At 66.9% G+C, this 21,342-nt stretch carries 17 protein-coding genes; 7 read left to right on the forward strand and 10 right to left on the reverse strand.

What is annotated here, in order from left to right; all coding sequences use genetic code 11:
- Positions 1–20 precede the first annotated feature (20 nt).
- Positions 21–1,673 carry an FAD-dependent oxidoreductase gene (locus K3A84_RS01345; protein WP_225007267.1) on the forward strand — a complete coding sequence of 551 codons (1,653 nt, stop codon included), beginning with the start codon at positions 21–23 and terminating at the stop codon, positions 1,671–1,673.
- Between the two features lie 102 nt (positions 1,674–1,775).
- Here K3A84_RS01345 and K3A84_RS01350 read toward each other — a convergent pair whose 3' ends face one another.
- Positions 1,776–2,033, reverse strand: coding sequence for a hypothetical protein (locus tag K3A84_RS01350; protein ID WP_225007268.1), 258 nt, complete (start codon positions 2,031–2,033; stop codon positions 1,776–1,778).
- Positions 2,034–2,104: 71 nt separating this feature from the next.
- Positions 2,105–2,380, reverse strand: a complete 276-nt coding sequence (locus tag K3A84_RS01355; protein ID WP_225007269.1) for an HU family DNA-binding protein — start codon at positions 2,378–2,380, stop codon at positions 2,105–2,107.
- Between the two features lie 301 nt (positions 2,381–2,681).
- Here K3A84_RS01355 and K3A84_RS01360 point away from each other — a divergent pair, with 301 nt between their 5' ends.
- Positions 2,682–3,590 (forward strand): ROK family protein, encoded by a 909-nt coding sequence (locus K3A84_RS01360; RefSeq protein WP_225007270.1) that lies wholly within the window; start codon positions 2,682–2,684, stop codon positions 3,588–3,590.
- Here K3A84_RS01360 and K3A84_RS01365 read toward each other — a convergent pair.
- The 4 genes from K3A84_RS01365 to K3A84_RS01380 all read right to left on the reverse strand — a co-directional run bounded on the left by K3A84_RS01365 (position 3,585) and on the right by K3A84_RS01380 (position 10,463).
- The gene (locus K3A84_RS01365) at positions 3,585–4,904 is read right to left on the reverse strand and encodes a glycoside hydrolase family 32 protein (protein WP_225007271.1); all 1,320 of its coding nucleotides are present in this window, start codon (positions 4,902–4,904) and stop codon (positions 3,585–3,587) included. The two genes, K3A84_RS01360 and K3A84_RS01365, sit on opposite strands and share 6 nt — an antisense overlap.
- A gap of 7 nt (positions 4,905–4,911) precedes the next feature.
- On the reverse strand, positions 4,912–6,282 hold the full coding sequence (locus K3A84_RS01370; protein ID WP_225007272.1) for a putative 2OG-Fe(II) oxygenase: 1,371 nt from the start codon (positions 6,280–6,282) through the stop codon (positions 4,912–4,914).
- Entirely contained in the window at positions 6,275–7,795 is a 1,521-nt protein-coding gene (locus tag K3A84_RS01375; protein WP_225007273.1) for a tryptophan halogenase family protein, read from the reverse strand. Before K3A84_RS01375 ends, K3A84_RS01370 begins: the two co-directional genes overlap by 8 nt.
- Before the next feature lie 160 nt (positions 7,796–7,955).
- A complete protein-coding gene (locus tag K3A84_RS01380) occupies positions 7,956–10,463 on the reverse strand; it encodes a TonB-dependent receptor domain-containing protein (RefSeq protein ID WP_225007274.1) in 2,508 nt (835 codons plus the stop codon).
- 235 nt (positions 10,464–10,698) lie between these two features.
- On the opposite strand from K3A84_RS01380, the gene K3A84_RS01385 reads away from it, so the two are divergent.
- Complete coding sequence (locus K3A84_RS01385) at positions 10,699–11,730, forward strand: LacI family DNA-binding transcriptional regulator (protein WP_225007275.1); 1,032 nt, start codon at positions 10,699–10,701, stop codon at positions 11,728–11,730.
- Here the strand turns inward: K3A84_RS01385 and K3A84_RS01390 are convergent, their stop codons facing one another.
- The 4 genes from K3A84_RS01390 to K3A84_RS01405 form a co-directional block, all read right to left on the reverse strand.
- Complete coding sequence (locus tag K3A84_RS01390) at positions 11,731–12,855, reverse strand: glycoside hydrolase family 68 protein (RefSeq protein WP_225007276.1); 1,125 nt, start codon at positions 12,853–12,855, stop codon at positions 11,731–11,733. It abuts the gene before it with no gap.
- 18 nt (positions 12,856–12,873) lie between these two features.
- Positions 12,874–14,982: an alpha-galactosidase gene (locus tag K3A84_RS01395; RefSeq protein WP_225007277.1), complete on the reverse strand. Its 2,109-nt coding sequence runs from the start codon at positions 14,980–14,982 to the stop codon at positions 12,874–12,876.
- Positions 14,979–16,304 carry an MFS transporter gene (locus K3A84_RS01400; protein WP_225007278.1) on the reverse strand — a complete coding sequence of 442 codons (1,326 nt, stop codon included), beginning with the start codon at positions 16,302–16,304 and terminating at the stop codon, positions 14,979–14,981. The genes K3A84_RS01395 and K3A84_RS01400 overlap by 4 nt, the downstream gene beginning before the upstream one ends.
- A 161-nt stretch (positions 16,305–16,465) precedes the next feature.
- Positions 16,466–17,509 carry a LacI family DNA-binding transcriptional regulator gene (locus K3A84_RS01405; protein ID WP_225007279.1) on the reverse strand — a complete coding sequence of 348 codons (1,044 nt, stop codon included), beginning with the start codon at positions 17,507–17,509 and terminating at the stop codon, positions 16,466–16,468.
- 213 nt (positions 17,510–17,722) lie between these two features.
- Between K3A84_RS01405 and K3A84_RS01410 the strand changes: the two genes are divergently transcribed.
- The 4 genes from K3A84_RS01410 to K3A84_RS01425 all read left to right on the forward strand — a co-directional run bounded on the left by K3A84_RS01410 (position 17,723) and on the right by K3A84_RS01425 (position 21,340).
- On the forward strand, positions 17,723–18,688 hold the full coding sequence (locus K3A84_RS01410; RefSeq protein ID WP_225007280.1) for a sugar phosphate isomerase/epimerase family protein: 966 nt from the start codon (positions 17,723–17,725) through the stop codon (positions 18,686–18,688).
- A 7-nt stretch (positions 18,689–18,695) separates the two neighbouring features.
- Positions 18,696–19,295, forward strand: a complete 600-nt coding sequence (locus K3A84_RS01415; protein ID WP_225007281.1) for a TetR family transcriptional regulator C-terminal domain-containing protein — start codon at positions 18,696–18,698, stop codon at positions 19,293–19,295.
- A 102-nt stretch (positions 19,296–19,397) separates the two neighbouring features.
- Complete coding sequence (locus K3A84_RS01420) at positions 19,398–20,630, forward strand: MFS transporter (protein WP_225007282.1); 1,233 nt, start codon at positions 19,398–19,400, stop codon at positions 20,628–20,630.
- Complete coding sequence (locus K3A84_RS01425) at positions 20,627–21,340, forward strand: SDR family NAD(P)-dependent oxidoreductase (protein ID WP_225007283.1); 714 nt, start codon at positions 20,627–20,629, stop codon at positions 21,338–21,340. Before K3A84_RS01420 ends, K3A84_RS01425 begins: the two co-directional genes overlap by 4 nt.
- The last annotated feature ends 2 nt before the right edge of the window (positions 21,341–21,342 follow it).

Genomic DNA, 21,342 nt, shown 5'->3' on the forward strand with positions numbered 1-21,342 from the left:
AAAAATCCGGGAGATGGGTGATGGTGCAAGGTGTGAATTGGGACCGCGAGGTTGACGTTGTCGTCCTGGGATCGGGCGGCGCGGCGATGACGGCGGCGATCTCGGCCCACGATTTCGGCGCGAAGGACGTGGTGATCCTTGAAAAGACCGGCATGGTCGGCGGCACGACCGCGATGTCGGGCGGGATGCTTTGGATCCCCAACAACCATCACCAGCACGAAGCGGGCTATGAGGATTCGGACGAGGAGGTGGTGACCTACCTCGACGCCCTCGCGCCTGATGGCCTCGACCCGGAGACGCTGTGGGCCTTCATGCAGAACGGCCCCGAAATGCTGCGTTACCTGGCGGACAAGACTCCGGTGCGCCTTCGTGCGTTCAACGATTTCCCCGACTACCAGCCTTATGCGCCAGGCGCGAAGCCCGACGGCGGGCGCTCGCTCGACAACGAGGCGTTCTCGTTCGAAACGCTGGGCAAGTGGGCGGCGCGGGTCAACCCCAGCAAGATGGCCTACCCGTTGCGCGGCAGCCTGATGGAAGCGACCCAGGGCACGCTCGACGAAGCGACGCTCGCGGAGCGCGAACGCGGCGACTATCGCGGGCTCGGCCAGGCGCTGGCCGGGTCGCTGTTCAAGGCGGTGCTCGACCGCAACATCCCGGTCGAGTTCGAGAAGCGCGCGCGCAAGCTGGTCAAGGACGGCGACCGCGTGATCGGCGTGATCGCCGAGGACGCCAGCGGCAAGGACTTCAAGGTGCGTGCCCGGCGCGGCGTGGTCATCGCCACCGGCGGGTTCGAATGGAACGAAACGCTGGTCAAGGCCTTCGTGCGCGGGCCGCTTACCGGCCCGGTCAGCGTTCCCGAAAACGAGGGCGACGGCCTGCTCATGGCGATCGAGGCCGGGGCGCAGCTCGGCAACATGCAAAACGCCTACTGGATGCAGAGCGTGCTGGAAATGAAGCCGCAGCATCGCAACGCCAAGCCCAACTATTTGCTTGGCTCGGACGAGCGCGCGCGCCCCGGTGCGATCCTCGTCAACCGCGCGGGCAAGCGTTTCGTCAACGAATCCGCCAACTACAACGCGCTGGGCAAGTCGCTCCACGCCTTCGATGCGGGCACGCACACGTACTCCAATCTGCCGTACTGGCTGATCATCGACCAGCGCAACAAGAACAAGTACCACAACTTCAGCTCGGGGCCCGGCGCACCGCCGCCGTCCTACATGATGCAGGCCGATACGTTGGAAGAACTGGCCGAGAAGGCCGGGATCGATCCTGCGGGCCTCGTCGCCACGGTGGAGCGCTTCAATACCATGGTGCGCAACGGCCATGACGATGACTTCAATCGCGGCGACAATACCTACGACAACTTCTACATGTGGGGCGACATGGATTTCGAGCCGCCCTACCGGACGCTGGGCGTGATCGACCAGGGGCCGTTCTACGCGGTGAAGATGGAAGCGGGCGCGCTGGGGACGGCGGGCGGGCCCAAGACCAATGCCGATGCGCAGGTCGTTGACTGGAGCGGCAACCCGATCCCTGGGCTCTATGCTGCGGGCAACGCCATGGCGGCGGTGCTGGGTGACATTTATGGCGGCGCGGGCGGCACGCTCGGGCCGGGCATGACCTTCGGCTACATCGCCGGGCGCCACCTTGGCACTGTGATCTCCAACCACTGACAGGGCGCGCGCCTCCTCAAGACGGGGCGCGCCGTCCATGCACGGCAAGGCGACGCGCGGTCCGGCGGACTGCGCGTTGTCGTTTGGATCGCCGGCAATGCGTCAACTCTGCGTGCGGTCGATCATGTCCATGAAATTGCGCGCGGCGTCGCGTGTCGCTTCGTCTTTGAAGGCAACGTCAAGATCGGGCGCGCTGCCGAGCATGTGCAGCAGCGACCACAGCGCAAAACGGCGGGCCGGGTCCTGTTCGAGACCCAATTCGACCTGCATCCGTTCGATCCCGGCGGCAAGACCGACCGGCGTGACGGTGCCAAGATCGTCCGTGCCGAAGAAGCGGCGCAACTGGTCGTCGAGTTCCATCGCCGCAGATCCCGAAAATCATGAGCGGACCGGGCGTCGCACGCGCAAAGGGCGCGACGCCCGGTGCGGCATCAGCCGTTCAGGCGATCCTTGACGGCCTTGGCGGGCGCGAAGGTCAGCTTGCGCGAAGCGGCGATCTGGATGGTCGCGCCGGTCGAGGGGTTGCGGCCTTCGCGGGCCGGGGTGTCCTTGACCTTGAACTTGCCGAAGCCGTTCAGCGACACTTCTTCGCCCTTGGCGGCGGCGGCGGCAATGGCTTCGACGACGGAATCGACGACCTTGCGGGCATCGGCCTTGGTCAGCTCGTTGGCGGCGGCGACGGCTTCGACGAGTTCTGCATGGTTCATTGGAGTACACCTCGCTGATTGGAGCGCGTCTTTTAGGGGCTGGTCGCGGGCAGGGCCACACGTCACAGCCTCGTCCTGACGCGTTTTCCACCGCCGATATCGCCGATGTTCGGGCATTTTGGTCGAAATAGGCCTTGCCTCGGCAGATTCGCGGCGTGGGGGCGATGCGCGCTTGCGGACGGAGCGCGCGCCGGAACATTCCCCACACCTTGCCAGCAAACGATTGCAGTCGTATTCTGCGTGCCAAGGCAGCGCCCGCCATGCATGCCATCGCGCGGGAAAAGACAAGGAAGAGGAACACATGGAGCAAGGCAGCGGCGCAACGGGCCTGATCGGCGCGGTCGAAGCAGGCGGCACCAAGTTCGTGGCCGCGCTGGCGACGGCGCAAGGCGACGTGCTGGCGCGCGTCCGCATCCCCACCGAAACGCCCGATCGCTGCTTCCCGGCGCTGGCGGCGTTCTTCGAAGAAGTGCAAGGCCAGCATGGCGCAATCGCCGCGTTCGGCGTGGCGAGTTTCGGCCCGATTGACATCGACCCGGCTTCTCCTGCCTATGGCACGTTCACCACCACGCCCAAGCCGGGCTGGTCGGGCGCGCGCTTCCACGATGCGCTGGGCCGGTTCGGCGTGCCAATCGTGGTCGATACCGATGTCAACGGCGCGGCGCTGGGCGAATGGCAGGCGGGCGCGGGGCAGGGCTGCGACACTGTCGCCTATACCACCGTCGGCACCGGCATCGGCACCGGGGTGGTCCACAAGGGCCGCCCGCTGATGGGCATCTCGCACTTCGAGAGCGGGCACATCCTGCCGCCGCACGATCGCGCGACCGATCCGTTCGATGGCAGTTGCCCGTATCATGGCGACTGCCTCGAAGGCCTCGCCTGCGGCCCGGCGATCGAGAAGCGCTGGGGCCGCAGCCTGGACCAGCTGGTGGACGATGCGGGCGCGGTCGACCTGATCGGCGGCTATGTCGCGCACCTCGCCGCAACGCTGGTGCTGCTGCACATGCCGGACCGGCTGATCTTCGGCGGCGGGGTGATGAAGGCGCCGGGCGTTCTGGCTTCGGTGCGTCGCCACACCGAAGCGAAACTTGGCGGTTATGTGAAGCATCCCCGGCTCCATCCGGGGCTGGAACGCTACATCGTCGCGCCGGGCCTTGGCGACGATGCCGGAATCACCGGGGCCATCGCGCTTGGGCGGCAGGCGCTATAGCGCGGAAAGACCGACCGGCAGCGGCCGGTCGGCGCGCAGGTACACGTCCGCGCCGCCAAGCCGGTGCTGAAGCGTCAACGAAAGCGCGCCTGTTGCATCGAGCAGTTCGATGCTGCCGACGTCCAGCCACAGCGTCAGGGCCGCTCCGGCCGCGACAGGGGCTTGCCAGCGCCCGTCGAGTTCGGGCGTGACCGGATCGTGGCGGGCCACGCTGACCTTGCCATGATCGCGTTCGATCAACAGGTGGCGGCCATCGGCGGCACCGATCTCCAGCGACCACGCGCCGGTATCGGCAATCGCGATGCGCGAGGCTATCGGCATTGTCTGCGCCGCAAGCGACAGCGTCAGCGGCGCGTCCGGCCCGAAGCGGCGGGCGGTCGAGGGTTCCATGTCCTGCCGCAGCACCAGCGCGCCTTCGCGCCGCACCAGCGAGAGCCGACGGGGCACGCTCATCGCACCGCGCCAGCCCTGCAACGGCAAGTGCTTCTGATACGCATGGTTGCCCATCCACCCGATCCAGCAAGGGCGGGTCTGTTCATCGCGCGGTTCATGCCAGGCGATCGCGGCGTAGAAGTCCGACCCGGCATCTGCCAGTTGCCACGGGCCATCGGGCGTGAAGGCCGCGCCATCGAACGTGCCCGTCAGATAGAGTGCGCCCGATCCCGGCGCGCCCGACAGCACGTCTACCTTGAACAGCCAGCGCGAGGCGGTTTCGCCTTCGATCGGAAGTTCGATCAGCAACGGGCATTCCCACAAGTGCCCCGGCGCGTCGAGCGTCGGGATATGGCTTTGCAGCGTCCACGCCTTGAGATCGGGCGAGGCGTAGATCGCGGCGCGGTTTTCGGTCGAGAGCACCACCGCCATGATCCAGCGCGCGGTGGGGGCGTGCCAGAAAACGTTGGGATCGCGGAAATCGGCAAGCCCGATGTCGAGCACGGGATTGCCTGCGTACTTGCTCCATGTCGCGCCCTTGTCGGTGCTGACGGCAAGGCACTGGCTCTGGCGCTGGTGCGGAATGTCTGCGCCCGTCCAGATCGCCACGATCGCGTCCTTTCCGAACCCGGCGCTGTCGGCGCGGTCGACCACGGCGGAGCCGGAAAAGACCATCACGCCGGCCTCCTCGACCAGTGCGGGCGCACGTTCCTGCCAGTGCGCCAGATCCGCGCTGACCGCGTGGCCCCAGGCCATGTGGCCCCATTCCTCGCCATGCGGGTTGTACTGATAGGCCATGTGCCAGTGCGTGCCGTCGTGGACGAGGCCGTTTGGATCGCTCAGCCAGTTGCGGGCAGGGGCATAGTGATAGCGCGGGTGCATCTAGGCCTCAGGGCTTGGGGACAATGTCGAACGCGATGGTCATGCGCTCGCCGTCGGCGAAGGGCACGGTGCCGTGCCACATGGTCGAAGGGAACAGGGCGAGGCGGCCCGGTTCGGGCGCGATGTCGCCATAGGGTTCCAGCGGCAGCCCCAGTTCGGGCGGCGGCGTGCCGAAGCGCAAGTGCCCGGCGGGCGGCGGGCCGAGATCATCGCCTTGCGGCACGGTGACGTAGAGCGCCGAGCTGATCCAGCCCATCGGATGCGTGTGGCTGGCGTGAAATCCCTGTGGGCGCAGGCGCACCGACCAACTGCCCGAAAACAGGAATTCGCCACGCGGGCGTGACAGCAGCGGATGCGCCGGATCGGGCGCGGGCAGGGCGTCGATATAGGCGCGGACCGCGCGCTCGATCGCGGCGCGCGCGCGCTGGATCACGGGATCGAGCCGCAGCAGCAGCGGGCGTTCGGTCTGCGTGCCCCCGCGCACGGATTGTTCGTGCCAGGGCGCCTGCGCGGTGTGGAGCGTGCGCAAGGTGGTCGCCAGCTCGGCAAGATCAGGCGTCGTCAGTTCGGTGTCGAACGCGCGGACGAAATCCATGCCGCGATCGAGCCATTCCGCCTGGGGATCGCCCAGCAGCCGCCACGCCAGCGACAGGTAGGGCCAGAACGCCCCCATCGTCGGTGCCCCGCGATGCCGCAACGCCACATCGCGGGCGCGCTCGATCTGCCCGCCGCGCAGGAAATGGCGCACGCGCGCAAGGTCCAGTCCGGTGTCCTGCTCCCCCTCCAATGCATCGAACAGGGTTGGATTGTCTGCGCCTTCGCCGGATTCGCTCAACAGGTAGGCCCGGCCCATGATCGATGCGCGTTGCTGGCCGAGGTTGCTCTCGGCGGCATTGAGGACGGACCGCGCATCGTCCCAGCGCTTCGCCGCGCACAGCGCATGAAACAGGGCCATGCGCAGGCCGAACACCTGCGGCTGCGCCTTGATCGCGCGGGCATAGCTGCGCGCGAAATCATGCTCGCCCGCTGTGGTGCGCAATGATGCCAGCGCGCGGTGCCCGTCGAGCCACAGCGGGTTGTCGGCGACCAGCGCATCGAGCATCGCATCCGCGGCAGCGGGTTCGCCCTCAGCCGCGAGCGCCATCGCATGGCTGCGCAGAACGTCGGGCCGCTGCGGCAGCAGCGCGGCGGCGCGTGCGAACTGCGGCGCGGCGGCAAGCCCGCATTCGAAACGGATTTGCGCCAGACCCAGCACAACCTGTGGCGCATCGGGTGCGAGCGCGGCGGCCTTGCCGATGGCGTCGAGCGCCTCTTCCATGCGCTGGCCCGCGCGCGCCGCGGCTGCGCGCGCCAGCCACGCGCCGGCGTCGTCAGCCATGGTCGCCGGCTGGTTGACCAATCGCGGCGGCGATCGCGGCTTCGTGGCTGGGCAGGCGTTGCGCCGCTGCCTGCATCGCTGCGCGCAGCTTGCCCAGCCATTCGCGCCCATCGACGCCGCGATAGGCGGCGAGCGGATCGGTGCCCTGCGGAAGGTTGAACTGCCCGACGTGGACCGCGAGCCAGCTTGGCGGCCCGAACAGGTCGTTGTCGCGCTGGACGAGACGGCCATGGCGGCGGAAATGCTCGATCTTGGTGGCGAGCGTGTCCGGAATGTCCATGGCTGCGCAATAGCGCCACAGCTCGCTGTCGTCGCGCTCGGTCAGTTTGTAATGCAGGATCAGGAAGTCGCGAATGCGCTCGAACTCGTTCACCGCGATGCGGTTGTATTCCTCGATCACCAGCGGATCGAAGCTGCGGTCCGGGAACAGCGCCAGCAGCTTGGAAATGCCCGCTTGGATCAGGTGGATCGAGGTGGATTCGAGCGGCTCCATGAACCCGCTCGACAGGCCGATGGCGACAACGTTCTTCGTCCAGAAGCTGTTGCGCCGCCCGGTCACGAAGCGCAGTGGACGCGGATCGCCCAGCGGCTTGCCGTCGAGGCGCTGCGTAAGCTTGTCCGCCGCTTCGTCCTCGGACATGAACTGGCTGGAATAGACATAGCCGTTGCCGGTGCGATGCTGCAGCGGGATGCGCCATTGCCAGCCCGCTTCCTGCGCGGTGGAGCGGGTGTAGGGCGTCAGCGGCGCGACATTCTCACACGGCATGGCCACCGCGCGGTCGCAGGGCAGCCAGTGCGTCCAGTCCTGGTACCCGGCCTTGAGCGCGCCTTCGATCAGCAGGCCACGGAAGCCCGAGCAATCGATGAACAATTCCGCATCGAGCGCGCGCGCGTCCTCCAGCGTCACGCCTTCGACAAAGCCGGTCTCGCCGTTCTGGCGCACGGATGCGATCTTGCCTTCCACCCGCACCACGCCGCGCGCTTCGGCGTAACGACGCAGGAACGCGGCATAGAGCCCGGCGTCGAAGTGGTAGGCATAATCGAACGTCGACAACACGTTGCGCGGATCTGGCGAGGGTGGGGCGAAACGGCCCGCCTTCGCGATCTGCCAGGCCATCGCGTGATCGTCGAGCGGGGCGGTCTCGCCCTCTTCGCGCGCGCGCAGCCAGTATTGGTGCAGGTCGACGATATCGAACGCGCGGCCATAGGGGCCGAAGGGGTGAAAATAGCGATGCCCCTGCCGCCCCCAGTTCACGAACTCAATGCCGAGCTTGAACGAGCCTTTGGTCTCACGCAGGAAATCACGCTCGTCGATGCCCAGCGTCTGGTTGAAGGTGCGGATGGGCGGGATGGTCGCCTCACCTACGCCGACGGTGCCGATCTCCTCGGACTCCACCAGCGTGACCGTGCAACCTTCGCGCAGGGCATGGGCCAGCGCGGCGGCGGTCATCCATCCGGCGGTACCCCCGCCGACGATCAGGATCGAACGAATGCTGTGGGGCGATTGGGTCATGGCATCACCGGATAAGGCGGATGGGCGGGGCTGGAAACGGAAAAAGGCGGGGCGGGCCAGTGGACCGCTCCCGCCTTTTCCTGTGCGACCCTGACGGGCTTGGTGTGCGAGACGAGACCCCGGCCGGAGGGAATGGCCGGGGTTCCTTCGCGGGGCTCGGTCAGAAGTTGTAGCGGACCGAAGCACTGACGGTGCGCCCCAGCGCCGGAGCGCCGCTGATCACCGCCGGGTTGCTGCCGAGGTTGGCGATGCCGCCGTTGCCACGCAGGTCGAACGTGTTGAACACGTTGTAGACCTGCACGCCGAGTTCGAGGTTATCGATCGGATAGACGCGCAGCGAGGGGTTGAAGATCGCCTTGCCGGGATACTGGTAACCGTTGCTGTCGATGGCGTTGGTCTGGCCGGTGACGGCAAGGCCCACGGTCGCGATCTTGTTCACATCGTAGTTGGCCGAGACCGAGTAGATCAGGTCGGGGATGCCATCCGCGCGCTGGAAGCTGGTTGCGCCGGCGCCCTGCTTCTTCGCCTTCGAATAGGTGGCGTTGCCGACAAGGCTGAAGCCGCCGTTGCGATAGGTGGCGAACAGTTCCGCGCCGGTCGACTTGTACTTGGCGTCGATCACGCAACCGCCTGCGCCGCCGGGGCACTTGGTGGCCGACAGTTCATAGGTCGACTGCTTGAAGTTGCCCTTCAGCAGCGTCAGTTCGACAGTGAAGCGGCCACCCAGCAGGTCGCCCTTGCTCTTCACGCCCAGTTCGTACTGCTTCACGATATCGACCGACGGCGTCACGCCATCGGCGGTGCAGCCGTTGCTGCCGATATCGGCCGATGTGCAGAGCTGGCCGTCGTTGCGGATCTTGCCGCCCAGCGTCTGGCGGTCGGCGTTGAAGCGGCCACCGCGCGAGGCACGGACGAACAGCGAGGTGGTCGAGCTGGCCTTCCACAGCGCGCCCACCGACCACGAGGTGTACTTGCGGGTGTAGTTGAGGTCTTCGCGGGTGCCGTTCGAAGTGATGGCGGGGATGGTCACGCCATTGCTGTCGATCGGGAATTCCGCGCCGCCACCGATGGCATAGCCGCTGGCCTTCACGCTGTCGAAGCGCACGCTGCCGTCGATGTCGAAGGCATCGTGGTCGATGTCGAGCGACAGGTAGGGGGCCGTGTCGGCATAGGACAGGCTGTAGTCGCGGGCGCAGCAGTTGCCCCAGTTGTTGTTGTAGCCCGAAATGCCGGCCTGGGTCAGCTTGTTGCCTTCGGCATCGAACAGGTCGAGCTGCGAGGGGTTGTCGCCTTCAAGCGCACGCAGCGACTTGTTGACGTGCCAGTCCATCGCGATCTTCTGGTTCATGTAGAACAGACCGCCGCGCGCCGTGACCTTGGCGGTGCCGAGATCGTGCTTGGCCGCCAGCGTCAGATCGTTGGCGAAGCTGCCGATGTCGCGGATGTTGGTGCGGACGTTGACGTTGTTGTCGATGTAGGGCGAGATGTAGGACTGCCCGGCCTTCGCACCGCTGGCGTAGCGGATGTCGGCCACGGTCGCGCCGTTGACGGTCGAGCCGAGGACGCTCGCGGTGCTGCCCACGTTGAGGAACGGCGAAGCGAAGCCGCCCTTCATCTTGGTGTAGCGCATGTTGTTGTCGACGGTGATGCCGCCATCGAATTCATAGTGGAACTGACCGCCGAAGGACGTCGCCTTCGTGGTGATCCCGTCCATCGCCACGCGTTCGAGGTTGCCGTCGCGGTTGTAGATCAGGAAGTCCTGGTTGAACGCCGAATAGTTCGACTGCTTGCGCCCGTCGAACCCGTCGAAGGGACGGATGTCGGTGACGTTCTTGCCGTTGATCTGGGCGTACGCCGGGGCGCCGGTGTAGTTCGGTTCCTTGGTGTCGGCCACCTTGAACAGCAGGCGGAAGTAGCCCTTGCCGCCGTCGAATTCCTTGGTCAGGTTGCCCTTGACCTGGATGGAGTCCGACACGGTGTACCCGGCGTGGAGCGGGCCACGGCCGTTCTTGAAGTAGCCGCCGACGTGGAAATACGTGGTGTCGTTGATCGGGCCGCCATAGCGGAAATCGACCTTGGTCTCGTCGTAGTTGACGCCCTTGCTGACGCCGATGAAGCCGCCTTCGGTCTTGCCGGTCTGGCTGATGTAGTTGATTACCGCACCCGGCGCCTGGCTGGCGAACGTCGAGGCCGAACCGCCGCGAACGCCTTCGACGTTGGCTACCGTGGCGTCGAAGTGGGTCCAGTAGTCGTTGTTGCCGAACTGGATGTCGCCGAACAGGACGGTGGGCAGGCCATCTTCCTGGATCTGCACGAACGGCGAACCGCCCGTGGCGACGGGCAGGCCGCGCACGGCAATGTTCGAGTTACCGCCCGGGCCCGACGTACCGGCAACCTGGATGCCGGGGATCATGCGGAACACTTCGGCTTCCGACGAGGGCTTGAGGCTCTGGATGGTTTCGGCGCTGATCGAGCTGACCGACACCGAGCTGTTCAGCTGGGTCTTGTCGCGGCCCGAAGCAGTGACGACGATCTGATCAAGGCTGCCGTCGCTGGCGGCGGCATCGGCGGGCGTCGCGGCGGCGTCCTGGGCGATAGCCGGAACGGCAATCATCGCGCCGGCGATGGCAAGCGCGGACGCGCAGGTGGTGAAGGCCGAAAGCCTCATGTTGCATCTCCCCCAAGTGAGCCCTGCCATCATTGGCACAAGCTGATGCTTCCACCTAGTCCTTTCGGCAATCGTTTGCAACGGAAATAGCAAAGGTTTGCGAAAATGCCCTTGCGTGCAGCATTCGTGCAACATCGACGGTGAGGGCGAGCCTTGGAACGGCGGGAATCCGTGCCTTCTCGCAAACGTCTGCCAAACGTCTTGCCATTGCTGCGCCGCACCCTAATACGCAATTATGCCGAAGACCACGAAGAGTGCGGACGCTGCGCCGCCAGCGCGAATCAAGAATATCATCGAGCTGGCCAAGCTGGCCGGGGTGTCTCCTGGCACGGTATCGCGCGCGCTGACCGGAAAGGGCACGCTCAGTGAAAAGACGCGCGCCAAGGTGGTCGAACTGGCCCGCCAGCACGGTTTCCGGCTCAATCAGATGGCCAGCCGCCTGCGGACGCAGCGCACTGGCGTGGTCGGCGTGGTCTTTCCGCTCGGCCACGCGCGTCATCAACATATCTCCGACCCGTTCTTCATGACGATGCTGGGAGCGCTGGCGGATCAGCTGACCGAATCCGGCTACGATCTCATGCTCTCGCGCGTGGTGCCGGGCGATGGCGAATGGCTCGACCGCATTGTCGATTCGGGGATGCTGGACGGCACGATCGTCATCGGCCAGTCGGACCAGGTCGATACGATCGAGCGCGTTGCGCAGCGCTATGCCCCGATGGTGGTCTGGGGCAAGGTAGGCTTCGGGCACTGCACCGTCGGCACCGACAATGCAGCGGGCGGCCAGATGGCGGCCGAGCACCTGATCGGGCAGGGCCGCCGCCGCCTCGCTTTCCTTGGCGACGTGCGCGGCCCGGAAATCGCTGACCGCCTGGCAGGGGCGCGGCGCGCTGCCGAGCAGGCTGCCGACGTGACGCTCGAAGCCTTCGAAGTATCGCTTTCGCAGGACGACATGCAGGCGCCGATCGCGGGCTTCGTCCATCGCCATGGCGGCGAGATCGACGGCATCTTTGCCGCCACCGACCTGATCGCCACCACCACCATGCGCACCTTGCGCGAAGCCGGACTGCGCGTGCCCGAAGACGTCGCGGTCGTCGGCTACGACGATCTGCCGCTGGCGGCGCAGGCCGATCCGCCACTCACCACCGTCAGCCAGAACGTGGTGCAGGGCGCGCAGGCGCTGGTCCGCGCCCTGCTGGGCCGTATCGAGGGCGCCGAAGCGCCCTCGCACGTCATCGTCCCTGAACTGGTGGTCCGGGGTAGCGCCTGATCATCCGGCGGCGACGGCTACCCTGTCGCCGTCGTAGGCAAGCCGGAACACCGGCGCAACCGTGCCGCCGAAGCGGGTGCGCAGCAGGTCGGGGTTGTCCTCCGGTCGCCTGCCTTCCAGACCCCAGTAATCGACGAAGCTCCACACCTCGTCCTCGCCCGTCACCCACCAGCTGTAGGTCTGGCGAGGCTCTGCGAGCGGGTTCGCCACGACGAGGCCATTGCCATTGACCGGCTTCCACGGTCCACGAAGATCGTTTGCCACGGCGCTATAGAGCCCGTTCGGGCCTGCCACCGCCTTGGGCGAGAACGTGTGCCGCTGCGTTGACCAGAACAGGTAGTAGCGTCCGTCGCGATGGTGCAGGCAGGGCCGCTCCAGTTCGTTGTTGACGCCGATTGCCTCGATCAGCGGATCGCCGAGCACCCAGCGTCCGTCGCGCAAGGTGGCCATGCCGACCACGCCGTTGTGCGGATCGTCGCTCCATGCCGCGCTGGCGGTGAACAGGATGTGCGCCTCGCCGGTCTGCGGATCCCGGAACCACGCCGGATCGCGAAAGCCCTTGATCATGCCCGGCGCGCCCGCTTCGCGTTCCTGCCGATCGAGCACGTAGCGCACCCCGTCCGCCACGATGATTTCGCGCGGGGGCTGCCAGCCGGCGATGCCATCGGCGACGAGCGTGCCTTCGCACACGAACAGCCGCTGCTCGAAGCTGGGCGGACCGTCCTTGCGCCCCGCGACGGTGTAATAGAGGCTGACGCTTACGCCATCGTCGGCCAGTACCGCGCTGCCCGCCCATTCGCGCGCGCCCGGATTCAGGCCATCGGGCAGCGCGTTGCCATGGTCGCGCCAGCCATCCGCGCCGTGCGAGGCCAGGCGGATGCGCGCCATGTCATGCCGGGCGGCAGGATCGGGCAGTTCGGGCGCGGACAGGAAGAACCACCAGGTCCGCCCCTGATGCACCACCGTGCGACCATCCTCGTGCGCCAGCGGCCAGCTGTCCCACAGGTCGAGGCCCGGCAGTATCTTGCAGATATCGTTTGCCGAAATTGGCGCGAGTTCGGGCACCCGGTCGAACTGATCGGGCTCCCAGCGGCTGATGCCAGCGGGGTCGAAGGGGAAGGTCATTGATGGGGTCCCAGCAAGTCAGGAATTTCGGGTTGTCACGTGGAAGATACCCACGCTTTCGGCCTTGGTCGGAGGTAGCGGCAGGCCATGCGCGGCGAGCCAGCCGCCATCGAGCGTGACGCCATCTGCCTGCATCGCCCGCCCCATGGCGGTCGATGCGGCGGCATGGCCATGCTCGCCACCGGCCACGCGCAGCAGTCGCACGGCGCATGGGCCCGCGTTGGCAAGGAACGGCAGGCGCAGCGGTTGCGCGCGCCGGTCGAGAGGCGGTGCGGTGCGGATCGCGAACAGCAGGAAATCGCGCGGGCTGCCCTGCGCCTGCCAGACCAGGCCGTCCGCGCCGCGGCCCTGCCAGACGGTCCCGCCGTGGAGCAGGTCGCGCCATTGCTTGTGGAACGCAATCCAGTCGGCCAGTTCGGCACGCCCTGCCTCGTCCAGTGTGCGCGGGTCCATCTCTACGCCATAATGCCCCGGCATCGCCACGCCTGCGCGGAACGCCAGCGACTGGCTGCGTCCGGTGGCGTGGGCGGGGCTCGCGCCGATATGGCTGCCCATCACTTCGGGCGGCAGGAAGGCGAGGAACCCGCGCTGGATGTCAACGCGGCTGACCGCATCGATGTTGTCGCTCGTCCAGTAGCGGTGGACGTAAGAAGCCATACCCGCATCGCTGCGCCCGCCGCCGCCAGCGCAGGCCTCGATCTCCACCATCGGGTGCGCCGCGCGCACGCGTGCGAAAAGCTCCAGCGCGCCCTGCGTCTGCGCAACGCCGCCGCCGGGGGCATGGTCGCGATTGTGGTCCCACTTGAGATAGCCGATCGGCACGTCGCGCAGCACGGTGTCGATGCGATCGAACAGGTAGTCGCGCACCTGTGGCAGCCGCATGTCGAGCACCAGCTGGTTGCGCGCGGTCGGCCGTGCGCGGCCCGGCAGCGCCAGCGCCCAGTCGGGGTGGGCGCGATATAGGTCGCTGTCGGGATTGATCATTTCCGGCTCGACCCACAAGCCGAACTCCATGCCCAGGGCGTTCACGCGCTCGGCCAGCGGGCGCAGCCCGTGTGGATACTTGGCCGGATCGGGCGTCCAGTCGCCAAGGCCCGCGCGATCGTCGTCGCGCCCGCGAAACCAGCCATCGTCGAGCACGAAGCGCTCGATCCCTACCGCCGCCGCCGCTTCGGCGAGCGCGACGATGCGGGTCTGGTCATGGTCGAAGTAGCACGCCTCCCACGAATTGAGGTGGACCTTGCGTGCGGATCGCTCTCCGCCCGGCCAGCGCAGCATCGCGCGGACGGCGGCGTGGAATGCCGCCGCTGCGCCGTTGCGTCCCGCGTCGGAAAACGCGGTCAGCGCCACCGGCGCCTCCCACGAAGCGCCCGGCGCCAGCACGATCTCGCCCGGGGCTGGCACCGCACCTGCCGCCAGCGTCCAGAAGCCTTCGTCGTCGCGCTCGATCGCGATGCGACTGTCCCCGCTCCACGCCAGTTGCAGCGCGCGCACTTCGCCCGAATGGAACCCTGCGCCTTCCCCCAGCACGTAGACGCCGGGCGCGCCGCCATGGCCCGAAAGCCCGCGCCGCCCTTCGCGCATCCAGCGCTGCTGCGGCATGGCCTCTTCGCATTCGACCAGTTCGGCGTTGTGCCGTCCGCGCCATGACACGATCCGTGCGCTGTCGGCGGGCAGCGGCAGCAGCGCGCTCGCCAGCCAATCGACGGCAAACGGCGCATCGCCGGTGTTCTCGACCCGCGCCGAACAGGCGATCACTCCGCCATCCGCTGCTGCGAAGGTCTGTTCCAGCGTGACTCCCGCCACGGGATCGCTGCAGGTCAGCACGATGCGGTCCGGCGTGGCCGTGGCCGTGCACGTCGCCCAGCTCACCGCCATGGCCCGCCCGTTGCGCGACAGCCGCAGCGCTTCTTCGCCGAACCAGCCGAGCCCGCCGACCGAGGCCGGTCCAAACGGCACGTCGCCATCAAGCGAGAACGATGCCGCGCTGCGCGTGTCGGCCAGCGGCGCAAGGGCCGAGGAAACCACGCGGGCGCCCCAGTGTCGCCATGCCGGCGCACCGGCAACGGCTTGTTCTATGACCAGGCTCGTGGTCGCGGTATCGAGCGAGAGGATGCGCTTGCTCATGCAGCGCCCGCTTCGGTCAGGCGGATTGCCGCCGCGCGTCCTTCCTGCACCCACAGTACCGACAACGCCGCGCAGACCAGCATCGCACCACACAACGTCAGCATCTGGCGCGGGTCGTTACCCAGCGCGCGTTCGTACAGGCCGAAGCCCAGCGACACGACGCCAAGGTCCAGCCTGCTCATCAGCACGGCGAACAGCAGCATCGGGATCACGATCATCATGTTGAAGATGCCCATGTAGACCCCGGTACGTGCAGGCGGGATGGCGTTCGAAAGGATGGTGTAGGGGTTGCCCATGATGCTTCCCCACGCGAGGCCCACGCCGATCGCGGGCACGAACAGCAGCGCCTTGTCGGTCACGTGGGGCAGGGCGATCATCCCGATCCCACCCGCCGCCAGGCACAGCGCGTGCAGCGGCCCCGGCCCCATCCGCTTGGCCAGCGGCACCATCGCGAAAGCCGCGACGAAGGCGACCGCATTGTAGAAGGCGGCCACTTCGCCATTGGTCAGCACCGCGCTGTGGAAATCGGGCGAATGCGCGTCCTGCGTGGCATAGACCGTGCGGCCGATCGAATAGACCGCATAAGTCCAGTAGCCCGACATCCCGAACCACTGGAACAGGCTCATCAGCCCCAGCTTGCGCATCGCCTGCGGCATGTCGCGGATGGCCGAGCCGATTTCGGCCAGCGTGGCAGAAAAGCCCTTCGGCGCGGCGGCGATATGCGCGCGCTGCTCGTCCGTCAGCGGCAGTTCGGGCACGCGCAGCACCGACCACACGATCGTCGACAGCGACAGAACCGCGCCCACGGTGAACACCACGCGCACGGTGTAGGGGATGTTGTGCGCGTCCACCCAGTCCTTGTTCATGCCGAACGCCACCAGCAGCGACGGCGTCAGGAACGCCAGCATCTGGGCAAGCCCGGTGAACGCGCTCTGCGACAAGAACCCCGTCTGGCGCTGGTTGGGGTTCAACCGGTCGGAAACGTAGGCGCGGTAAGGCTCCATGGTGATGTTGTTGCCCGCGTCGAGCACCCACAGCAGCGACACCGCCATCAACAGCGACGACGACAACGGCATCAGGAAAAGCCCGAGCGCGCACAGCACTGCGCCCGCGATGAAGTAGGGCGTCCGCCGACCCCAGCGGCTGTCCGTGCGATCGCTCAACGCGCCGATCAGCGGCTGGATCAGCAGCCCCGTGATCGGCCCGGCCAGGCTCAGCATCGGCAGTTGTGCCTCGTTCGCGCCGAGGTAGCTGTAGATCGGCCCCATGTTGCCCTGCTGCAGCCCGAAGCTGAATTGCAGCCCCAGGAAGCCGAGGTTCATCTCCAGTATCCGGCTGAGCCGCAAATGAGGTCGAACGGGTTGCATGTGCCTCTTCCCCTTGCCCGCAGCGGGCGTCGATTGACCCTGCTCCGGGCCTTGTGACACCCTTTCTCGCACAGCTTCTCGATTAGTGCAAACGATTGCTGAAAGTGACCGTCCGATTAGCGCAGCGTTGATTGCCGCACGATCAGGTCCGATGCGAATACGCGGTGGGGGCATGCGGCGGGATCGCCTTCGAGGTGGTCGATCATCAGTTGCATCGCGGTCTCGCCGATCTCCTTGGCAGGTTGGCGCATGGTCGTCAGCGGCGGCTCCATGAAGGCTGCGAAGCGGATATCGTCAAATCCGACGATCGCGATATCCTGCGGCACACGCAGGCCCGCGGCGCGGATCGCCTCGCGCGCGCCCATCGCCATTTCATCGCTGGCGCAGAACAGGCCGTCAGGCCGTTCGACCAAGGCGAGCAACGCGCGCATCGCGGCATGGCCGGTCTCTATCGAAAAGTCGCCATGCGCTTCGCAAGCAGGATCGCGCGGCAGGCCTGCCTCGGCCAGCGCGGCGCGATACCCGGCAAGGCGATCTTCGCTCAACGTGTTGCCCTTGGGCCCTGAAATCATGGCGATGCGCTTGCAACCCTGCGCCACCAGATGCGCGACCGCCGTCTTCGAAGCCGCCACATTGTCGATCGCGACCGTCGGGCACGCCAGTCCCTCGAACCGCTCGCACGCCAGCACCAGCGGGATAGGCAGGGGGGCCCCGTCGCGCATCGCGCTGCGGACGGCGGTGGGCAGCAAGGAACCGAGCAGGATCAGTCCTTCTGCCGTGCGGGTCGAAATCAGATCGGCGTAGTGATCGATCCGCACCTGATCGCCGCGTGTTTCACCCAGCAGCACCTTGTAGCCGCGATCATGCGCGACCGCTTCGATCCCGTGGATGATCCCGGAAAAGAACGTGTTCTGGATCTGCGGCACGATGACGATGACCGTCTCGGTCCGCTGACGGCGCAGGTTCCGGGCAATCGCGTTGGGGCGATAGCCGAACTCGTCGATCGCGGCACGCACCTTGTCGCGCGTCTTTGAACGGACAAGGTGCGGGTGGCTGAACGTGCGCGACACCGTCGCCACGGAAACGCCTGCGCGCGCGGCAATTTCGCTGATCGTCGCCACGGCGTTTTCGTCGATCCCTTTCGCATCGAGGCGATGCATCCGCCCACGATCTGTAACGGTTTACACCTCGGGTCAAAGAGTTTAATCGAATTAAAGAATTGCATCATGCGATAGGGGAGAGTGCTGTGGGAAAGGGGCCCAGGGCCGCGCGCTTGCGGCTGTTCGCTTTTGCCGTCGATCCGCGGACGCCCGGCCCTTTGCGCCCGGCCACGTGCTGAGCCCGATTTTTCCGACCCCGGCAGGAGCGACGACATGACGATCAAGAAGCACGTGGGCCTCAGCCGTCGGGACACGCTCGCAGGGGGCGTTCTGGCCGGGATCGCGGCGGCCTTGCCTGCGCGGGCGGCAACGTTCTTCGGCCAAGGTCATGCGGTGCCGGGCGTACAGCTCTACCCTCTCTCCGATGCGGTGACGAAGGATCTCGACGGCACGTTCGCGCGGCTTGCCGCGATGGGCTACCGCGCGGTCGAGACGGCCGGATTTCACGGCAAGCGCCCTCACGAACTGAAGGCCGCCGCAGACCGCGCGGGCCTGACCATCGTCTCTGCACACATCCAGGCGCAGCTGCGGATGGCGCCGACCGATCGCGCGCTGGTCGATGCGGATCTGGCAGCCCTTGTCGATGACCTCCATGCACTGGGCGTTAAGAATGTCGTGATGCCGCTCCCGCTGCTGTCCGACGAGATCGTGAGCACGATCCAGACGCAGGGCTTCGCCGGGCTGACCGGCGGGGTCGCGGCGTTCACCGTGGCCGACTGGCAGCGCAGTGCCGCTTTCCTCAACCAGCGCGGCGAGGTGCTGCGCGGCGCTGGGCTGGCGCTGTCATATCACAACCACAACATGGAATTTGCGCCAGTGGCGGGCACCATGGGATGGGACGTGCTGATGCGCGAGACCGACCCGGCGCTGGTCGGCTTTGAAATGGACGTCGGCTGGGTCGCGGCGGCCGGACGCGATCCGGTGGCGGTCCTGCGCCATAACCCGGGGCGGGTGCGCATGCTCCATGTCAAGGACATCGCCCCCTCCACCAAGCCCAATTTTGCAGGTCAGCAGGTGTCTGCTCCGGTGGGCAAGGGCGTGGTCCCCTGGCCTGAACTGCTCCACCTCGCCCGCGCGCAGGGCGTGACAGGCTATTTCGTGGAGCAGGAGCCGCCCTTTGCCACCGACGCGTTTGGCGCCATGGCACAGTCGATTGCCTACCTGAAAGGCGTGAAGTGACCGTCCGATGACCGGGGCGAGCAGGGCAGCCAAGGCCGCCCGCTTGCCCAAGGGGCAGGCCAAACGCGAGGAGATCCTCACCGGGTTGATGGCGGCGCTCAACCGGGGTGAGCTGCGCAATCCCTCGCTCAAGGCGATCGGCCGGACCCTCGGGCTCGAACCCGCCCACATCCTGTACTATTTCGGCAGCCGCGAGGCGCTGATGCAGGCGGTAATCCGGCGCTCGGACGCGGACAATACGTCGCAGGGAAACAAAGGCGACGGTGACGGCGAGATGTCGCTCGATGGCTTTGCCGAAGTGGTCCGCGCCAATCTCGCGCGCCCCGGCGTGGTCCACCTCTACCTTGCCTTCGCGGCCGAAGCCGTGGACCCGCTGCACCCGGCGCACGACTTCGTGCAGACCCGCTTCGAACACGTCAAGTTGAGGCTAGCTGCCGCGATCCGCCGCGAACAGGGCGCGGGCACGGTTGCGGAGCGCCACGACCCGGACATCGAGGCGCGGCTGCTGATCGCGCTGGCCGATGGCTTGCAGCTCCAGTCGCTGATCGATCCACAGGTCGATGCGGTACGCCATATCCGCGCTGCGGTGGAAGCGCTCAGGAATTGATGCGGCCGATGCGAGGCATCGCCGCAAATCGATTGGCCAGAAGGCGAACGATCTGCGAGCGGGGTGGGTGGCGCGGACCAGAACGGCGCGATGGGAGAAGCGATGACCACGATTTCGGTGGGCCAATTGGATGCGGATTCGCACATGAACGCCGCCCGCCAGCCCGGTTTCATGACCGGTATCTCGCTGCTCCTGCCGATCACCCTGACGACGATGGCGGTTGTGCTGCTCGCGCCGGTGGTGCCGCAGATGATGCGCGAATTCGCGGGCATTGCCGACAGCGAATACCGCGTGCCGATGATCCTGACGGTGCCCTCGCTCTGCGTGGCGTTGCTATGCCCCTTTGCCGGAATGCTGGGCGATTACTTCGGCCGCCGCCGCCTGCTGCTGGCCTCGTTCCTGCTCTATGCGCTGGTCGGCATCGCGCCGGTTTTCCTGCATGATCTGAACGCCATCCTGCTCTCGCGGGTGGGCGTGGGGATAGCAGAGTCGCTGATCTACGTGCTTTCGACCACGATGATCGGCGACTATTATTCGGGCGCGGCGCGCGATCGCTGGCTGGCGGGACAGACGGCCTTCGCCTCGATGTCGGCGCTGCTGTTCTTCAACCTCGGCGGCGCGCTGGGCGAGGCTGGGTGGCGCACGCCGTTCTGGGTCTATGCCTCGGCGCTGGTCATGTTTGCGCTGGTGCTGCGCTTCACGTGGGAGCCTGGATCGCGGGATACTGCCGAACCTGCGCCCCAGGCCCCGCACAACACCAGCTGGGCGGGCTTCCCGTGGGCGGTCATGGCGATGATCGTGGGCATCACGATCTACGGCTCAGTGTTCTTCTATACCGTGCAGATCCAGGCATCGAGCGGCCTTGCCGCGCTGGGGCTGACCAGCCCGGCGCGGATCGGTTTCCTGACCTCTGTGGCGAGCATCGGGGTGCCACTGGGCACGCTGGTCTATTCGCGGATCGGCCATGCGCGCGTCGCCCTTCTGCTTCTCGCCGAATTCACGCTGCTGGCACTGGGCTTCGCGCTGATGGGCAAGAGCGGATCGGTGCCCGGCTTCCTGATCGGCTGCTTCATCAACCAGGTCGGCGCAGGGCTGCTGCTGCCGACGTTGCTGGTCTGGTCGATGAGCATCCTGCGCTTCGAATTTCGCGGGCGCGGCACGGGCTTCTGGCAATCGGCCTTCGCCTTCGGCCAGTTCCTCAGCCCAATCGTGGTGACGGCGAGCGGCAAGGCCGTGGGTGGGTTGCTGGGCGCGTTCAGCGTCCTTTCCGCAACCGCAGCTGTCGGCGCGCTGGTGGCCCTGGCCACGCTGGCCGGCCGGAGCCGCGCGGCATGAGCGGGCGTCTGGCAGGCAAGGTCGCGGTCGTCACCGGCGCGGCCAGCGGCAGCGGGCAGGGCTGCGCCGCGATGTTCCGCACCGAGGGGGCAACCGTGATCGGCGTGGACCGCGAAGGGGCGGATCGCACCTGCGACCTGCTCGATGAAGCCGCCGTGACTGCGCTATTCGCGGACATCGGGCAGGTGCATGGGCGCATCGACGTGCTCGTCAACGCCGCCGCCTTCGCCGTGTTCGACTGGATCGAGCACCTGTCCTACGCCGACTGGAAGCGCACGCTGGCAGGGGAACTCGACATCGTGTTCCTGCCCACCCGTGCTGCGTGGGGCTGGTTGAAGGCGAGCGGCCGGGCCTCAGTGATCAACTTCGCCAGCGCCAACGCGCGCCACGCGCTCGAAGGCTCGCCCGCGCTGGCGCATTGCGCGGGCAAGGGCGGGATACTGGCGATGACCCGGCAACTCGCTATGGAGGGCGGCCCCCACGGCATCCGCGCCAACACCATCGCCCCCGGCTTCATCCGCACCGCCGCGACCGAGCGCCACCTTGCCGCCGATCCGACTTTTGCCGATCAGGTGCTGGCGAAGAATATGGTCAAGCTGCTGGGCGAACCGCACGATATCGCCTGTGCCGCCACCTGGCTTGCCAGCGACGAGGCGCGCTATGTCACTGGTGCCGACATCGCGGTGGACGGCGGCGCGACGGCGTGGTGACG

It is taken from the genome of Novosphingobium percolationis (assembly GCF_020179425.1).
GTDB lineage: Bacteria > Pseudomonadota > Alphaproteobacteria > Sphingomonadales > Sphingomonadaceae > Novosphingobium > Novosphingobium percolationis.

Coding starts and splice junctions, on each gene's coding strand:
- K3A84_RS01405 (WP_225007279.1), bottom strand. CDS start 17,509: ATGCATCGCCTCGATGCGAAAGGGATCGACGAAAACGCCGTGGCGACG.
- K3A84_RS01425 (WP_225007283.1), top strand. CDS start 20,627: ATGAGCGGGCGTCTGGCAGGCAAGGTCGCGGTCGTCACCGGCGCGGCC.
- K3A84_RS01385 (WP_225007275.1), top strand. CDS start 10,699: ATGCCGAAGACCACGAAGAGTGCGGACGCTGCGCCGCCAGCGCGAATC.
- K3A84_RS01420 (WP_225007282.1), top strand. CDS start 19,398: ATGACCACGATTTCGGTGGGCCAATTGGATGCGGATTCGCACATGAAC.
- K3A84_RS01415 (WP_225007281.1), top strand. CDS start 18,696: ATGACCGGGGCGAGCAGGGCAGCCAAGGCCGCCCGCTTGCCCAAGGGG.
- K3A84_RS01360 (WP_225007270.1), top strand. CDS start 2,682: ATGGAGCAAGGCAGCGGCGCAACGGGCCTGATCGGCGCGGTCGAAGCA.
- K3A84_RS01380 (WP_225007274.1), bottom strand. CDS start 10,463: ATGAGGCTTTCGGCCTTCACCACCTGCGCGTCCGCGCTTGCCATCGCC.
- K3A84_RS01355 (WP_225007269.1), bottom strand. CDS start 2,380: ATGAACCATGCAGAACTCGTCGAAGCCGTCGCCGCCGCCAACGAGCTG.
- K3A84_RS01390 (WP_225007276.1), bottom strand. CDS start 12,855: ATGACCTTCCCCTTCGACCCCGCTGGCATCAGCCGCTGGGAGCCCGAT.
- K3A84_RS01370 (WP_225007272.1), bottom strand. CDS start 6,282: ATGGCTGACGACGCCGGCGCGTGGCTGGCGCGCGCAGCCGCGGCGCGC.
- K3A84_RS01375 (WP_225007273.1), bottom strand. CDS start 7,795: ATGACCCAATCGCCCCACAGCATTCGTTCGATCCTGATCGTCGGCGGG.
- K3A84_RS01395 (WP_225007277.1), bottom strand. CDS start 14,982: ATGAGCAAGCGCATCCTCTCGCTCGATACCGCGACCACGAGCCTGGTC.
- K3A84_RS01365 (WP_225007271.1), bottom strand. CDS start 4,904: ATGCACCCGCGCTATCACTATGCCCCTGCCCGCAACTGGCTGAGCGAT.
- K3A84_RS01410 (WP_225007280.1), top strand. CDS start 17,723: ATGACGATCAAGAAGCACGTGGGCCTCAGCCGTCGGGACACGCTCGCA.
- K3A84_RS01350 (WP_225007268.1), bottom strand. CDS start 2,033: ATGGAACTCGACGACCAGTTGCGCCGCTTCTTCGGCACGGACGATCTT.
- K3A84_RS01400 (WP_225007278.1), bottom strand. CDS start 16,304: ATGAACCTCGGCTTCCTGGGGCTGCAATTCAGCTTCGGGCTGCAGCAG.
- K3A84_RS01345 (WP_225007267.1), top strand. CDS start 21: ATGGTGCAAGGTGTGAATTGGGACCGCGAGGTTGACGTTGTCGTCCTG.